Source organism: Methylocystis sp. Uni0008, from assembly GCF_056838045.1.
The window spans coordinates 2,706,931-2,719,645 of record NZ_CM166370.1 but is presented as its reverse complement, the minus strand read 5'-3'; the positions used below and the strand labels follow the sequence as shown (position 1 = coordinate 2,719,645).

Genomic DNA, 12,715 nt, shown 5'->3' with positions numbered 1-12,715 from the left:
GCGCCCGCCGTTACGATCGTTTCCGGAATTTTGGGGGCTCGATGAAACTCGCGCGACTTCTTCCGATCGCTGCGGCGCTCGCCGCATGCGCCGCGCACGCCGAGGACGCCAAACCCTCACCCGCGCCCGCGGCGAGGCCCACTCCGGCGGCCACGCCAATCCGACCTGCGGCGCCAAGCGCCCCCGCGCCAGCTCGGCCAGCAACGCCAACCGCCGCGCCGGCCACGACGGGAGGCGCGCCCGCGCCCGCAGCCGCGCCGGCGATGTCGGAAAGCAAGTTCCTCGGCGCGCTCTACACCGCGATCGCCAAGCAAACGCCGTCGGAAAGCCCCGCCGGCGAAGGCGAGGTCACGGCGAGCTTTCACGTCAACGCGCAGGGCAAGATCGACAAGGTGACGATCGACAAGACGACCAGTCCTGCGCTCGCAGAGGCCGTGAAAGGCATTCTCGCGAGCGTGCAGGCGCCGCCGCCGCCAGGCGGATCCATGGACGTCGGACAAACTTTCAAGTTCCGCGCAACGCCAAAATGAATCCGGCGAGGCCAAGGGCCGGGATTGGCGCGCGCGACACGGGCGTTTTTTGAAGGAGGGAGAGATGCGGCATATTTCTCGACTGACGTTAGGCCTATCAGCGCTGGCCTTCGCCTGCGCGCTCGGCGCAAGCGGACCGGCGCGCGCGATCGACGAGGCGCCAAAGCCGAAAACTGAAGAAGGCGCCGAACCGAAGCGCGAAGAGAGCAAGGACGCGAAGCGCGAGGACAAGACCGAAAAGACCGAGGAAAAGACCGGCGCACAGAACGACAGGAAGGCGAAGGCCGCGCGGGAGGAGAAACACGCCGAAAAGCCGACAGACAAAAAGAGCCGTGTCGAGGACGCAGCCTATCTGCGCAAGCTCGGTCAGGTCATTCGGGCGCGCTCGCCGGGCGTGACGAATCTCGGCGAGGGAAGCGCCGTCGTGCGTTTCCGTCTTGGCGCCTCGGGCGCGCCCAGCAGCGTCACAATCGTATCGGCGTCGACGCCGCGGCACGGCCAATTGGCGCGCTCCATCGTCTCGGGCATGCGGGCGCCGCCGCCGCCCGGCGGCTCCTATGACGGCGTGCAAAGTTTCAGATTTCACTAGAGAGACGCGGATGTCGGCGCGCCGCGCCGCGCCGACGCAAGTGGGAGAGAGGGATGAAACGCAAAGAAAGAAAAGCGCGTCGCCTCTTCCCACTGTTATGGGTCCTTGCGTCGCTCGCCGCCGGAGCGGGAGCAGCGCTGCCGAGCGCGGCATCGGCCCGCGACAACATGGCGCGCGCCGCTTACGCGGCGCGGGTCGCGGAAATGCTGCGTGAGCGCGTTTATTTGGACATGTCAGCGCATGTCTTTCGATTGGACCCGCGACGCCTCGGCCTGGGCTTTGCGCGCATCCAGTTCGAGATTGATCCGTCTGGCCGTCTAAAGAATGTTAGGGTCTTGGCCGCGAGCAGTCATGCCCACGCGAAGCAGGCGGAAGCCATCGTTTCCGGCGTCCGCATGCCGCCTCCGCCTGACAGCCGCTTTGCAGCTCAACAAACGTTCAACTTCAGATGATCGCGCCGTGCGCATCGACTTGCGGAGGAGAGGATGAAGCGTCTAGCTCTTGCCCTACTGGCGCTCGCCGCCTCGGACCCCGCCGGCGCACAACAAGGCGCGCCGTCCGCAGATGCTCCTAAGGACGCGGCGACGCCAGCTCAGTCAGCAACGCATGCCGCGATGGGCCACCAGCCCGCCCCCGCTTGCGCCGAGGCGAAAGTCGACTGCGCGGCGACCGCCGTTCCCGCCTTCGCCAGGGACGGACGACTGTGGCTCGCCTTCTCCGTCGGCAAGACCGTTTACGCGGCCGCCTCTTCGGATAACGGCAAGACCTTTTCCGCGCCGACGGCGATCGCGACGGTCGCCGACGGCATGATCGACGCGCATGGCGACGCGCGCCCGAAAATCGCCCCGCTCAACGACGGGACGCTGCTCGTGAGTTATACGACGCGGCCCGACAAGCAGATGATCGGAACGATTTTCACCGCCCGCTCGACGGACGGCGGCAAGACGTTCTCGACGCCGCAGCCGCTCCTTACGGAAGGCGGTCAGCGCTTCGACAGCATCGTCGTCAACCGCAAGGGGCGCATCTACGCCGGCTGGCTCGACAAGACGCATGCGCTCAAAGCGAAAGCCGAAGGCAAGGAGTTCCTCGGAAGCGGCGTCGCATTCGGCTATTCCGACGACGGCGGCAAGACGTTCAAGGGCAAGTCGATCCTGATCGATCACGCCTGCGAATGCTGCCGCATGTCGGGCGCGCTCGACAAGGACGGAACGCCGGTCTTCGCCTGGCGGCAGGTTATGGACGGCAATGTTCGCGACCACATGGTCGCCAAGCTCAGCGCCGACGCCAGCCGGGCGACGGCGACGCGCGTTTCCGACGACGACTGGGCGATCAACAGCTGCCCGCATCACGGGCCTTCGCTCGCCATCGACGCGAGCGGCGCATGGCATGTCGTCTGGTTCACCAAGGGCAAGAAGCGCCAGGGGCTGTTCTACGCCCGCAGCCTCGACGACGGCAAAAGCTTCTCCGAGCCCGAGAAATTCGGCGACGACGCGCGCGCGCCGGGACATCCGACATTGCTCGCGACGAAAGACCGCGTCTATCGCGTCTGGAAGGAGTTCGACGGCGCGACGACGACCGTGGCGATGCAGATGTCGCGCGACAATGGCAAGAGCTGGAGCGCGCCGCGCGTGATCGGGCAGACGTCCGACGCCTCCGACCATCCTGAGCTCATCGCCCATAAAGGCGCGGCATATCTCTCGTGGCTCACTCATAAGGAAGGCTATCGCCTGTCGCCCCTGCCGCGGGACGAGAAAAGCGCAGCGGCGCTGCGATGAGTTTGAGCGCGCTGCACACGGCTTTGTCGTTCCCGACGCGCGCTTCGCGCGATCGGAAATCCAGAGCCGAAACTCGATTCAGTAGGCTGTGCACTGCATCCCGGTCAGTCCTGCGGACTGCCGGCAATGACAAACTGAAAAACTTCGATTCGGAACTCGCCTGATGCGTCTCGCCGCCCTCGTCTTCGCCTTCGCGCTCGCCGCAAGCGGCGCGGCCGCGCTCGACTTCAAACCCTATGGCCGCGGCGCCTTCGCGCAATTGACCAAGGCGCACGCCGGCCGGCCGCTGCTCGTGCATTTCTGGTCGGTGATATGTCCGCCTTGCCTCGTGGAATTGCCGCAATGGGCGAAACTCGTCGCCGAGCAAAAGGGAATCGACGTCGTCTTCGTCAACACTGACGATGAGGAGGACCGCGGCCGTGCGCAAGCGCGCATCGAGAAGGCCGGGCTAACGAACGCCGAGCATTACGGCTTCGCCGACGATTTCGTCGAAAAGCTCTATTTTGAAGCCGACACGACTTGGCGCGGCGAGCTGCCCTTCACGGCGCTGGTCGCGCCTGATGGCGGCGTCGTGACGGTGACGGGAGCGGTCGACGATCCGCTGATCGTCGAGTGGCTGCAGAAGCGCGCCGGCAAGTAAGCGCTCGTGGAGTCCGCTTACCAGCGGCCTCGCGCGTAGATCACCCCGAGCACGATGAGAAGCGCCAGCAATTGCAGGCCGACGCGCCAGCGCATGAGCTTCTGTGCGCGGGCCGGCGCGCCATGGCCGCCGCGAAACATATTGATGAATCCGGCGACGACAACGAGCGCCACCGCCGCCACGGCGACAATGACCAACAGATTTGAATAACTTGGCATGAGCGGCGCTTCTCCTCTAGTGCGCTGTAGAGAAGCGCGCGCGCCGGGGCAAGGCGTTTATCGCCGCAGCAGCCGCTGCAGATAGTCGAGCTCTTCCTGCGGGCGCTCGGGCTGACCGAGCCGCCGACGCAACTCTTCCTGCAACCGGTGCGCGCGCTGCGCCGGCGGCAGACCGAGCGGATCATATTTGCCGTAAAGATCCGGCCGGTTGCCGTCCCCCGGCGCGCGCCCGAGCGGGTCGCGGCCCTTGCCGCGACGGCCGCGACGGCCGGGGCTCCCACCCTCTTCGGCGCTTTCGTCGCCCTCGCCGCGCATCTGTTGCGCCAGCCTGTCCGCGCCCTTGCGCAGCGCCTGCACGGCGCGGCCCTGCGCGTCGACGGCGCGGCCGCGCCCGTCGCCGGGCTTGCCGAGCGCTTCTTCAGCCTCCTTCATCGCCCGACGCGCGTCGTCGAGGTCTTCCCCGCCCTCGACGCCGCCCTCGCGCAACGCGTCCTGCTGGCGCTCGAGCCGTTCGCGCAGCGCCTGCTGGCGCCGACGCTCTGCGCTGAACTGCTCATTGTGCTGGCCGTTCTGGCGACGGCCGCGTGAGGCGTGCGATTCCGTATCCTCGGGCGCGTTCATCCCCTGGAATGTTTCATCGCGCAGTTGCTGCTCCTCTCGCGAGAGCTGGTCGAGTTCGTTGAGCGCGCGCCCCATCTCGCGGCCGCGCGCCCGTCGCTGCTGACCTTCGCCTTGCGCCGTCTGCACATTTTCGAGGATGTCCTGGAGTTCATCCAGGAGCCTTTGCGCCTGCGCCATGTCCCCGGCCTTCATGGCCCTGTTCATCTCGTCAAGCATGGACTGCAACTCGTCGGGCGTGACGGTGTCGGCGCCGCCTTCCGACTCCTGCGTCGGCGCGCCCGGCGGCGGCAGCCGGCTGCCGAGCTGCTGCAGGAATTTATCCAGCGCGGCGCGAAGCTCTTCGGCGCGTTTGGCGATCTCCTCCTCGCCGTCCCCCCGCGCGATGGCGTCCTTCAGCTCGCGCTCCGCCGCGCGCAGATCGCGCTCCGCCTGCGAGATGTCGCCCTCCTCCAGGTTGAGCGCCATCGCCCACAGCATTTCCGAAACGCCGCGCAATTCATCGTCGCTGCGCGGACCTTCCAGGCCACGCCGCGCCTCGCGCAGACCGAGGTGCACGGCGGACGGCGTGTCGAAGACTTCGGGGGCGAGCGACAGCGCCTCCAGCGCCGCGCGAACATCGGCGCGAGAATCGGGATCAAGCGCCAGAATCCGCCTCTGTTCGGCGAGCGCGCGCGCGAGCGGCTTGACGAAGCGGCGCTGCGGCAGAACGACGACGACAGGCTCGGAAGCGCCTTCATTGTCCGCGGCGTCCTTGGCGACGAGGCGCATCTCGAGTTTCGCGCCGCCGAACGGGCTGTCGGAGAGATCGATCGTCGCCTTCGCCTCGCCCTGGCCGCCGCCGCCGGGCGGCAAAGCGAGCGCGAGGCGCGGCGGCTCATAGAGCGCGCGCCGGCCGCCGGGCGGTTTGCTGAATACGGCTTCGGCGCTGACGACGCCGTAATCGTCGGCGGCGCTGAAGGCGAGCGTCATCGAGCCGCGTGCATTGTTGCGCGGCTTTTCGGTCAGCGCGATGCTCGGCGGCCTGTCGGGGATCGCGGCGAGGTCGAAGCGCCGGCCGTCGGACAGCGACAGTTGCGCCGCTCCCGAGAGTTTGAACGCCTGTTCTTTGGGCGCTTCCTTCTGCGCCTTGTCGACGGCGCCCTGCGCGGCGAGTCCGCCCGAGACGGAAACGCCCGCGTCCGGCGGGCGGATGCGCAGCGTCGAATTGACGGGCGCCTCGATCGGCGCGTCGCCTTCCTTCGCGAGCACGATCGGCGGACGCCCTGTGTAGGCCGGCGGCTCCAGCCAGGCGTCGACGCGCCCGCCGGCGCCGAAACTCGCGGCGGCGCGCCAGTCGAAGGCGGCGGCGACTCGCGCGCGCTTTTCATCGCCTGCCGCGAAGCCGGCCGCCACCGCCGCGACGAGCGCGAGCGCGCGCAGCGCATAGGGATCGCGCTTCGGGACTTGCGGATGCGGCGCCTCGACCGGAGTCTTCGCCAGCGCCGCCTCGAGGCGCCGGCGGTGCAACGCCCAAAGCGCCTCAACGCTCGCATCGGCGTTTGGACTGGCGAGCCGGTCCTCGAGCGAGGACGCCGGGCGCAGCGCGTGGTCGGCGCCGCGATCCAGCCGCTCGAGCGCCGCGGCCCGATGCGGCCAGCCGTGGGCAAATTCGCGAATGACGACATAGAGCGCGGCGAAGCCAAAGAGCGCCACGCCGGCCATGCGCGCTTCCAGCGGGGCTGCCTGCCACACGCCCAGCCAGGAGAAGGCGAGGAAGAACAGAAGAAGCACGCCGACGGCGAGGCCCGCCCGCCAGACGCGCTCGGCGGCGATCGCCAGCGCCGACCGGCGAAGCATCGCCTCAAGGCGCGGCGACGTCTCTTTCGCCGCGGGCGGATTCTGTTGAAGCTCGTCCATTCAATCTCCGGGAGGCGCGTCGACTACAATGGCGGTTTCATCGGCCGCAGACAATCTTGGCCGTAGAAAAACGGTCATTTTCAGCGCGATGGCGCATGAGGGGCGGAGCGCGCTAACATGCTGCAATGTTCCGCAAATCCAAGCGCGACGCCATCAGCGACATCGTCTCGCCGCCCATCGGCGACCTCGCGCTCCTGCCCGCGCCCGTCGTCAGGATCCGCGACAAGATTCTCGCCGCCTGCGAGACGGGCGACGTCGAGGCGCTGCGCATTCCAATCGACTGGAACGAGACGCGCCCGCTGTTCGCGAAGAGCGGCGCGTTCAGGGCCGGAACCGATCCGATCGAGATTTTGAAGGCGCTTTCGTTCGATCGCAAGGGCCGCGAAACGATTTCGCTCATCCGCTCGATTTTCGCGCAGCCCTACGTCAAGATCGTCCGCGGGCCGACGACGCTTTACGAATGGCCGGCCTTCGCCCGCTCTCCGCAGACCCCGGCCACTGTGGGTGAGGCGCTCGGAAGGTGGCGCTGCGTGCGGTTCGCCGATCTTGCGCGCTCGAACGCCGAAGGAAAGCCGCATGCGACGCGCATCGCCATCGCGGCGGACGGCGTCTGGCATTACTTCTGGAGCGAGGACTGACCGCCTGGGCGGAGCGGCAGACAGCGAACGGCGGCGCTTCGACATCTCAAAGCGCCGCCGATCTGTTGGGAGAGTCGCGGACAACCGCGCAGTTCAGATTTCGCGCTCCTGCTCGTGCGGCGCGGCGTGCGCGCGGCCTTCGTCTTCGGCGCGTTTCAGCGCTTCCGCCTCGTCGCCTTCGATCGCCCGTTCGGCGTCCTTCGCCGCCTTGTCGACCTTGCCGCTTTCGACGAACTTTCTCGTGGCCTCATTATACTGTTTGGCGGCGGTGCGGCTGCCCTCGCCTTCATTCTGCGGCTGCACGTCCTTCTGGGCGGTCATTGCGTGTTCTCCTGGGTTCGCATCATTGACGCCGCGTCAGCTGGCGCGCCGTTCATTTCGCTTGCGCGTCGCCGCGGCCTTCTTGGCGGACGCCGAACGTTCGGAAGCCGGACGCGACGCGGAAGCTTCGCCGCCCCGTTTGCCGCCCTTGCGCGCCGCCGCATTGCTGCTCTTCGCGCCGCGGCCGGACCCTGACTTCTTGCCGCCGCCGTCGTCCTTGTTGACCGTCGCCCAGGCCCGGCGCTCGGCTTCCTTCTCGGGCACGCCGCGCTTCTCGTAGCCTTCCTCGATGTGCTCGGCCTTGCGTTTCTGCTTGTCGGTATAGGCCGACTTGTCTCCCTGCGGCATGGCTCATCTCCTTTTGCGCGCATTGGGAATGAGCGACTAACCGCGGGCGCCGCCGCAATGTTCCGCGGCGTCGCGCAAACTTTGGCAAAGGAGAGTTGTTAGAGCGCCGCGAGAAAACGCATCGGCGCGCCCTGCGACGGCGTCGTGAGTTCGCCTTCCCACATGACCTTGGCGCCGCGCACAAAGGTCCCGACCGGCCAGCCGACGACTTCTTTGCCATCATAGGGCGTCCAGCTGACGCGCGAGGCGATCCAGGAATTGCGGATCGTCTCGCGCCGCTTCATGTCGACGATTGTGAGATCGGCGTCATAGCCGACAGCCACGCGCCCCTTGCCGGCGATCCCGAAAAGCCGCGCCGGACCGGCGCTCGTCAGGTCGACGAAACGCTGCAGGGTCAACCGGCCGGCGTTGACGTGATCCAGCAGCAGAGGAACGAGCGTCTGCACGCCCGTCATCCCCGACGGGCTGTTGGGATAAGGCTTGGCCTTTTCTTCCAGCGTATGAGGCGCATGGTCGGAGCCCAGCACGTCGACGACTCCTTGCGCGACCCCGCTCCAAAGCGCTTCGCGGTGGCGCGCCTCGCGCACCGGCGGATTCATCTGCGCGAGCGTTCCAACGCGCGCATAGTCGCTCGCGTCCATCGTCAAATGATGCGGCGTGACTTCAACGCTGGCGATGTCCTTATGTTCGGCGAGCAGCGCGATCTCTTCTTGCGTCGTCACATGCAGCACATGCACGAGCGCGCGCTTCTCGCGCGCGATATGCATGAGCCGTCGCGTCGAGCGCACCGCTGTCTCGACATCGCGCCAGACCGGATGCGAGGACGGATCGCCGGCGATGCGCAGGGACTTGCGCAGATTGAGCCGGTCTTCGTCTTCGCTGTGAAAGGCGGCGCGCCGGCGCGTATGCGACAGCACTTCGGCGATCCCGGCGTCGTCGGCGATGAGCAGCGAGCCGGTTGAGGAGCCCATGAAGACTTTGACGCCCGCTGCGCCGGGCAGGCGCTCCAACTCGCTCAGATGCGCGGCGTTCTCATGCGTGCCGCCGACCCAGAAGGCGAAATCGCAATGCATGCGCCCGGTCGCGCGCGCGACCTTGTCGGCAAGCTCCGCTTCGCCCGTCGTCAGCGGATTGGTGTTGGGCATGTCGAAAACGCCGACGACGCCGCCGAGAACCGCGCCGCGCGAGCCTGATTCAAGGTCTTCCTTGTGCGGCGCGCCGGGCTCGCGGAAATGCACCTGGCTGTCGATCACGCCGGGCAGGATATGGAGACCGCGGCAGTCGATCGTCTCCCCGGCCGAGGCGCAGGACAGATCGCCGATCTCGGCGATCCTGCCGCCGCGGACGCCGACGTCCCGGGCGCCCTCCCCGTCCTGATTGACGAGCGCGCCGCCGGAGAGGATGACGTCAAAGACCTGCGGCATGAGTGGCGCCTCGCTTGCGATGCCGACGTGAAATGGAGCTTTGTTGCTAATGCGCCAAAGGCGCGCGAGACTCAAGCAGGCGGCGACGGAGGCGAAGGAGAGACATGACCACGGCGATCCTGCTTGAAGACCGCGGAATCATCGAGATTGCGGGCGAAGAGGCCGGCAAGTTCCTGCATAATCTCGTGACCAACGACATCGCCTCGCTCAAGCCCGGCGAGGCGCGCTTCGCCGCGCTGCTGACGCCGCAAGGCAAGATCCTGTTCGATTTTCTGGTCTTCGTGACGGGCGACGGCCGCTATCTGCTCGATTGTCCGCTCGCCCTCGCCGCCGATCTTCAGAAACGTCTGAACATCTACAAACTGCGTTCGAAACTGACGGTGACGAACCGCAGCGACGAATTCGAAGCGATCGCTTTTCCGGATGAGGCCGAGGCCCCCAAGGTCGAGGCCGTCGCGATCGCCGCCGACCCGCGCGGTCCGCTGGGATTCCGCGCCATTGCCGTAAAAGGCAAGATACCGACGAACGATTGTCGAAAGGACTACGAAGCGCGGCGCATCCATGCCGGCGTGCCGCTCGGCGGCGTCGATTTCGACTATGGCGCAACCTTTCCGCACGAGGCGAACATGGATCTGCTCTCGGGGATCGATTTCAAGAAGGGCTGCTATGTCGGGCAGGAAGTGGTCTCGCGGATGAAGCACCGCGGCCTGGTGCGCAAGCGGGTCACGAAATATCGCGCGCAAGGCGGCGCGCCCGCGCCGGGCGAGGCGATCCGCGCCGGCGACCTTGAAATCGGCGTCACCGGCTCGCGCCTCGATGAAGAGGGTCTCGCCATGATCCGCATCGACCGCCTGGGCGACGCGCTGGCGGCCGGCGCGACCCCTGTGGCGGCGGGGGCGGCTTTGTCTTTTGAGGCGAGCGCGGCGCCCCCCGGCCTAGACGCGCCGACGGGGCGGAAATGCTAGGTCTTTTTCGACGCTCGCTTGCCTAGGGCATGCACGTACCAGCCCGCGCCGAGTGCGAGCGCCACGACGGTCGCGACCGCGACCGCGCTCCAGGCGCGCAGAAACTCTTCGCCGACCGAGAAAGCGAAACGGGCGTTGTATTCCTTGCGCCCATCTTCGCTGCGCGCCCGCACGAGCGCCACATAGTCGCCTTGCTTCTTGAAGTCGTGTTCGAGCTGGATGACGCCGGTCTGGAACTGCGCGGGCGGCAGGTAGGCTTCGTTCGGCGCAGCCTCGTCGTCCCCCTTCGGGTCCGCCTCAACGATGCGGATCTCGACCATCATGTCCCGCAATTCGTCCTGCATCGTGTCGACCACGATGGTCGTCGGTCCCGTCTCGGGAATGTCCTCGCAGAACTGGCTTCGCGATTGCGTCGGCTGATAGAAGGTGAAGGTTATGACGTTCGGGCCCATCTGGGCCGAGCATTCCCGAACCTTCTGGAACGCCTTGGCGGAATCCCGGCGCACCGCCTGCGCGTTCGCGTGGGCGACCAGGCCGATCGCCGCGAGGAGAATGAGGAAGAACCTGATTCTGAGCATGTTTCCGCCCGGCTTGGACTGGTGTCTCGAAAACCGAGAATGCCGCATTTTTAGGCCTCGCGTCCATCGACTTCCAGCTCAAAGCGACGAAAGGCGCTTGATCCTGGGAGTTTTCGAACGCCTCCGCGCCACGCCGTCGCTCGTTAGGAGGTCCGAACATGGCGCAGCGCGAAGAGCTACAAGTTTTACGCGCCCGTCAGCAATTCAACGCCTTCCTTGCCGATGACGCGATGGATGTTCAGCAGGAGCTGGATCACCACTCCGAACACGCCAAGCGCCATCCAGCCGAAGAACACGAAGCCCCAATGCAGCGGGGCGACGAACAGCTCTTCCATGAACCAGAAGGTATGGCCCCATTCATTCAGGCCGACGTTCGGAATGATCATGAAGGGTCCGATCGAAACGATCAGATAGGCGACCGAATAGCCCTTCGCGAAGTAGGGGATCCGTGTCTTGGCGTGGAAGAAGCAGCCAATCGCCAGAATCGAGTAGATCGGATAGCTCATGTAGAATTCGATGATATGCGACGGCGTGAAGTCCGTGTCGCGTATCACCGTCATGTGCCAGGTGCCGTCCTGCTCGGTGAAGAACGACGCGCCCCAGTAGATCGCCGCCGCATAGACGACGAGCCAGGCTGCATTGTCGGCGATGGCCTTCATCTCCTGACGCGGGGTCACGGTCGACATGTCACGCACGCGCGTCTTCCAGAGCCAGCCGGCGAGGCCGATGCCCGAGATGAGCTCCAGCGGAATTTCCGTCCACAGAATGCTCATCCAATAGGTCTGGAACTCCGGCGCGAATGAATCGAGGCCAGCCCGCCAGCCGTAAATCTGCTCGTATATGCGAACGACCAGATAGAACCCGTTCAGAACGGCCAGGCCGATCCACATGCCCTTCAGGTCAATGACCGGCTGCGCGCGATCGATTGCGCCTGCCGCAGACTGAGTAGTTATGCTCATTTTCTCTCCTCCGGTTCGCCGAAAAACGACGAGGGTTTTTCGACGTTCTTCAGAGTCGCGCCTCGAAGGACCCTTTACAGCTTGGCGACTTCGACATTAAGCTTGCAAAGTCAGACAGCCTGTTTGCCGATGTTAAGGCAAAATTCGCCACTGGGATTAGGTCGAGATGGACATCGCAATTCTCGGCTTCGAAAGCTGTCTGGGTTCCGCCTTCGTTGGCGCAGCGGACATCCTGACCTTGAGCCGGCGCATGCTGACAAAAAAGGATGCGCCCGAACTCTATCGAGTGGTCTGCGTCAGCTATGACGGGCGGCCTCTCCGCGACGGCGCCGGCAGGCTTCTCGAAGTAGACGGACGTTTCGAGGACGCAGACGGCTGCGCCGCGATCATCGTGCCGGGTTATGTATGCGACGGCGGCCACGCGCTGCCGCCAACGCCCGCCATCGGCGCGGCCGCCGCCTGGCTCAGGCGCCAGCATGCGCTTGGCGCGATCGTCGCCGCCTCCTGCAATGGCGTCTTTCTGCTCGGCGAATCGGGATTGCTGGACGGGCGGCGCTGCACCACCACTTGGTGGCGGCACAATGAACTAAAGAGCAGATATCCCCGCGCCGATGCCGCCTGGAGCGCCTCGCTCATCGAGGACGGCCGGGTCGTGACCTCCGGCGGACCGCTTTCATGGATCGATCTGACGCTCTACGTCATTCGCGCCCTGCTCGGCCCGGATGCGGCGAAGAAGGCGGCCGATTTCACAATCGTCGATACGGCCCCCTCGACGCAGACGATCTACATTCCTCCGGGGCATCTCACGGCGTCAAACCCGTTTTTGTTGGAAGCGGAGCATATCGTAAGGCAAGCTGGCGACGCGCCGCTGAACACAATCGACCTCGCCCGCGCCCTCGGTGTTTCCGAGCGCACGTTGCACCGGCGACTAAAAGCAGCCTCCGGCCAAAGCCCGAAGCAGTTTCTTGATCGCGTGCGATTCGACACGGCGCGGATGCTGCTGGAGACGACGCGCAATTCGGTCAAGCAACTCGCCGCAGCCTCTGGCTACGCAGACGAGACGAGTTTTCGTCGAGCTTTCCGCCGCTATTCCGGAATGACGCCCGGCGCCTATCGCTCTTGGTCGCAGACGCGGCGCGGCCTGAAGTGAATTGATGGACGAAAACGCAAAGGCCCGCATGGCGGCGGGCCTTTCCTGATGGCGTAACGGCTG

Annotated in this window: 15 protein-coding genes; 8 read left to right on the top strand and 7 right to left on the bottom strand. The window is 65.9% G+C overall.

All coding sequences use genetic code 11. The features are described from left to right. The first annotated feature begins 41 nt into the window (after window positions 1-41). The 5 genes from AC0X69_RS13600 (at window position 42) to AC0X69_RS13580 (ending at window position 3,534) form a co-directional block, all read left to right on the top strand. A complete protein-coding gene (locus AC0X69_RS13600; protein ID WP_482608331.1) occupies window positions 42-530 on the top strand; it encodes an energy transducer TonB family protein in 489 nt (162 codons plus the stop codon). A 64-nt stretch (window positions 531-594) separates the two neighbouring features. Beyond that, window positions 595-1,119 (top strand): hypothetical protein, encoded by a 525-nt coding sequence (locus AC0X69_RS13595; protein ID WP_482608330.1) that lies wholly within the window; start codon window positions 595-597, stop codon window positions 1,117-1,119. A 167-nt stretch (window positions 1,120-1,286) separates the two neighbouring features. After that, window positions 1,287-1,571 (top strand): TonB family protein, encoded by a 285-nt coding sequence (locus AC0X69_RS13590; RefSeq protein ID WP_482608329.1) that lies wholly within the window; start codon window positions 1,287-1,289, stop codon window positions 1,569-1,571. Window positions 1,572-1,604: 33 nt separating this feature from the next. Further along, entirely contained in the window at window positions 1,605-2,894 is a 1,290-nt protein-coding gene (locus AC0X69_RS13585; RefSeq protein ID WP_482608328.1) for a sialidase family protein, read from the top strand. Window positions 2,895-3,057: 163 nt separating this feature from the next. Then, window positions 3,058-3,534 (top strand): TlpA family protein disulfide reductase, encoded by a 477-nt coding sequence (locus AC0X69_RS13580; protein WP_482608327.1) that lies wholly within the window; start codon window positions 3,058-3,060, stop codon window positions 3,532-3,534. Window positions 3,535-3,551: 17 nt separating this feature from the next. Here AC0X69_RS13580 and AC0X69_RS13575 read toward each other — a convergent pair whose 3' ends face one another. Further along, window positions 3,552-3,752, bottom strand: coding sequence for a twin transmembrane helix small protein (locus tag AC0X69_RS13575; RefSeq protein WP_482608326.1), 201 nt, complete (start codon window positions 3,750-3,752; stop codon window positions 3,552-3,554). 57 nt (window positions 3,753-3,809) lie between these two features. Further along, entirely contained in the window at window positions 3,810-6,269 is a 2,460-nt protein-coding gene (locus tag AC0X69_RS13570) for a TIGR02302 family protein (protein WP_482608325.1), read from the bottom strand. Between the two features lie 125 nt (window positions 6,270-6,394). On the opposite strand from AC0X69_RS13570, the gene AC0X69_RS13565 reads away from it, so the two are divergent. Further along, on the top strand, window positions 6,395-6,907 hold the full coding sequence (locus tag AC0X69_RS13565) for a hypothetical protein (protein WP_482608324.1): 513 nt from the start codon (window positions 6,395-6,397) through the stop codon (window positions 6,905-6,907). A gap of 93 nt (window positions 6,908-7,000) precedes the next feature. Here AC0X69_RS13565 and AC0X69_RS13560 read toward each other — a convergent pair whose 3' ends face one another. The 3 genes from AC0X69_RS13560 to AC0X69_RS13550 form a co-directional block, all read right to left on the bottom strand. After that, the gene (locus AC0X69_RS13560; RefSeq protein WP_482608323.1) at window positions 7,001-7,228 is read right to left on the bottom strand and encodes a hypothetical protein; all 228 of its coding nucleotides are present in this window, start codon (window positions 7,226-7,228) and stop codon (window positions 7,001-7,003) included. A 36-nt stretch (window positions 7,229-7,264) separates the two neighbouring features. Then, window positions 7,265-7,576, bottom strand: coding sequence for a plasmid stabilization protein (locus tag AC0X69_RS13555; RefSeq protein WP_482608322.1), 312 nt, complete (start codon window positions 7,574-7,576; stop codon window positions 7,265-7,267). Window positions 7,577-7,674: 98 nt separating this feature from the next. Continuing rightward, window positions 7,675-9,000, bottom strand: coding sequence for a dihydroorotase (locus AC0X69_RS13550; RefSeq protein WP_482608321.1), 1,326 nt, complete (start codon window positions 8,998-9,000; stop codon window positions 7,675-7,677). A 104-nt stretch (window positions 9,001-9,104) separates the two neighbouring features. On the opposite strand from AC0X69_RS13550, the gene ygfZ reads away from it, so the two are divergent. Further along, window positions 9,105-9,965, top strand: coding sequence for a CAF17-like 4Fe-4S cluster assembly/insertion protein YgfZ (ygfZ, locus tag AC0X69_RS13545; RefSeq protein WP_482608320.1), 861 nt, complete (start codon window positions 9,105-9,107; stop codon window positions 9,963-9,965). Here the strand turns inward: ygfZ and AC0X69_RS13540 are convergent. Together AC0X69_RS13540 and amoC are read right to left on the bottom strand one after the other, a co-directional pair. Further along, entirely contained in the window at window positions 9,962-10,543 is a 582-nt protein-coding gene (locus AC0X69_RS13540; RefSeq protein ID WP_482608319.1) for a hypothetical protein, read from the bottom strand. The two genes, ygfZ and AC0X69_RS13540, sit on opposite strands and share 4 nt — an antisense overlap. 185 nt (window positions 10,544-10,728) lie before the next feature. Further along, a complete protein-coding gene (gene amoC / locus AC0X69_RS13535) occupies window positions 10,729-11,502 on the bottom strand; it encodes a bacterial ammonia monooxygenase, subunit AmoC (protein WP_482608318.1) in 774 nt (257 codons plus the stop codon). A 166-nt stretch (window positions 11,503-11,668) separates the two neighbouring features. Here amoC and AC0X69_RS13530 point away from each other — a divergent pair, with 166 nt between their 5' ends. Continuing rightward, a complete protein-coding gene (locus tag AC0X69_RS13530) occupies window positions 11,669-12,652 on the top strand; it encodes a GlxA family transcriptional regulator (protein WP_482608317.1) in 984 nt (327 codons plus the stop codon). Window positions 12,653-12,715 lie beyond the last annotated feature (63 nt).

Coding starts and splice junctions, on each gene's coding strand:
- AC0X69_RS13555 (WP_482608322.1), bottom strand. CDS start 7,576: ATGCCGCAGGGAGACAAGTCGGCCTATACCGACAAGCAGAAACGCAAG.
- AC0X69_RS13590 (WP_482608329.1), top strand. CDS start 1,287: ATGGCGCGCGCCGCTTACGCGGCGCGGGTCGCGGAAATGCTGCGTGAG.
- amoC (WP_482608318.1), bottom strand. CDS start 11,502: ATGAGCATAACTACTCAGTCTGCGGCAGGCGCAATCGATCGCGCGCAG.
- AC0X69_RS13570 (WP_482608325.1), bottom strand. CDS start 6,269: ATGGACGAGCTTCAACAGAATCCGCCCGCGGCGAAAGAGACGTCGCCG.
- AC0X69_RS13550 (WP_482608321.1), bottom strand. CDS start 9,000: ATGCCGCAGGTCTTTGACGTCATCCTCTCCGGCGGCGCGCTCGTCAAT.
- AC0X69_RS13600 (WP_482608331.1), top strand. CDS start 42: ATGAAACTCGCGCGACTTCTTCCGATCGCTGCGGCGCTCGCCGCATGC.
- AC0X69_RS13560 (WP_482608323.1), bottom strand. CDS start 7,228: ATGACCGCCCAGAAGGACGTGCAGCCGCAGAATGAAGGCGAGGGCAGC.
- AC0X69_RS13530 (WP_482608317.1), top strand. CDS start 11,669: ATGGACATCGCAATTCTCGGCTTCGAAAGCTGTCTGGGTTCCGCCTTC.
- AC0X69_RS13575 (WP_482608326.1), bottom strand. CDS start 3,752: ATGCCAAGTTATTCAAATCTGTTGGTCATTGTCGCCGTGGCGGCGGTG.
- AC0X69_RS13585 (WP_482608328.1), top strand. CDS start 1,605: ATGAAGCGTCTAGCTCTTGCCCTACTGGCGCTCGCCGCCTCGGACCCC.
- AC0X69_RS13565 (WP_482608324.1), top strand. CDS start 6,395: ATGTTCCGCAAATCCAAGCGCGACGCCATCAGCGACATCGTCTCGCCG.
- AC0X69_RS13580 (WP_482608327.1), top strand. CDS start 3,058: ATGCGTCTCGCCGCCCTCGTCTTCGCCTTCGCGCTCGCCGCAAGCGGC.
- ygfZ (WP_482608320.1), top strand. CDS start 9,105: ATGACCACGGCGATCCTGCTTGAAGACCGCGGAATCATCGAGATTGCG.
- AC0X69_RS13595 (WP_482608330.1), top strand. CDS start 595: ATGCGGCATATTTCTCGACTGACGTTAGGCCTATCAGCGCTGGCCTTC.
- AC0X69_RS13540 (WP_482608319.1), bottom strand. CDS start 10,543: ATGCTCAGAATCAGGTTCTTCCTCATTCTCCTCGCGGCGATCGGCCTG.